This is a genomic window from Streptomyces sp. SID3343, from assembly GCF_009865215.1.
Lineage (GTDB): Bacteria > Actinomycetota > Actinomycetes > Streptomycetales > Streptomycetaceae > Embleya.
The window spans coordinates 1-1,194 of sequence record NZ_WWJX01000751.1 but is presented as its reverse complement, the minus strand read 5'-3'; the positions used below and the strand labels follow the sequence as shown (position 1 = coordinate 1,194).

General features: G+C 73.4%; 1 protein-coding gene. It reads right to left on the bottom strand.

The window, feature by feature from the left end; all coding sequences use genetic code 11:
* Positions 1-98 precede the first annotated feature (98 nt).
* Positions 99-1,194: LodA/GoxA family CTQ-dependent oxidase (locus GT354_RS22990; protein ID WP_202512185.1), on the bottom strand; the 1,096-nt coding region annotated here is incomplete at its 5' end.

Below are 1,194 nucleotides of genomic sequence, written 5' to 3'. Positions count from 1 at the left end.
CCGGGCCAGCGTGAGCGCGGCCGCGGCGCCCGCCGGCCCGCCGCCGGCGACCACGACGTCGTAGCGCCGTAGCCGGGTGACAGGTGCCGCGGCCTCGGTCACGGGGTGTGCCCCGCAGGCGCCTCGCGCAGGTAGGGGTCGATGTTGTCGACGTAGCCCACGGTGACGTCCTGCGCGTCGAAGCCGGTCAGGTCGGCCACCGCGCAGGCCACCTCCGCCGCCGCCACGCGCGGCGCCACCTGCACGTTCACCAGGTTGTTGGTGTCGGTGGCCCGGTCGAACGGCGGCGCGGGTGGCGACTCCACCTGCATCAGCGGCGGGAACCTGCCGTCGCTCCCGAGGTAGGGCCGCACCTCGACGATGCCGAGTTTGAACCAGCCGTCGACCATCTGCCTGCGCTGCTCCTGGGGCGTGGACCCGGTCAGGCCCCGCAACCACACGGCACGGTTCGCGAAGGCGGCCTCCCGGTCGGCCGAGGTGTCCGTGCCGTTGACGGTGTCGTAGTCGCTCTGCTTGAGCACGTGGTTGGGCACCCGGGCCGGCCAGAACGTCGGTACGTACGGGTCGTATCGGGGCCCGAGCTGCGCCTGCGACTCGTAGCCGGCGCGACAGCCGGCCGTGTCGGTCTGCCACGGCACCGCCATCCACCGACCGAGGTCGCCCGGACCCTGCGCGTGCAGCGGTCCGTCGGCGGCGAGCGCCGCGTCGGGGGTGAGTGTGTCGCCGTAGTCGGGATCGGGCGCACCCTCGGCGCGCTGCCGGATCCGGAACGGCTCGGCGAACATCGAAGCGTGCCGGATCGGCCACGTCACCTCGATGCCCGGATGGAACGCGTCGGCGACACAGAAGTCCAGCGCCGCCCGGTCCAACAGAGCGGGTCGGGCGTCGAGTTCGGCGTCGTCGAGGTCGTGCGGGTAGCCCGCGAACGGGGTGGTGTCGAAGTCGCCGCGCGACCACGCCAGCAGCAGCTTGTCCTGGGTGGGCGACAGCGTCAGGTGCTGCCGGACGGTCCGCGGGACGCTCGCCATGCCGTCTCCGTAGATCCACGGCCACGGCATCGGCGACGTGCCGTCGCGCTTGTAGTCGCGCAGCGACGTGTACACCTGGCGCCGCAGCTCCAGGTGTTCGGCCGCCGGACTGGAGAGGCGGGCCAGTGCCTCGGGCGCGAGGAAGTGCTCGGGCCCGCCCCAGCCG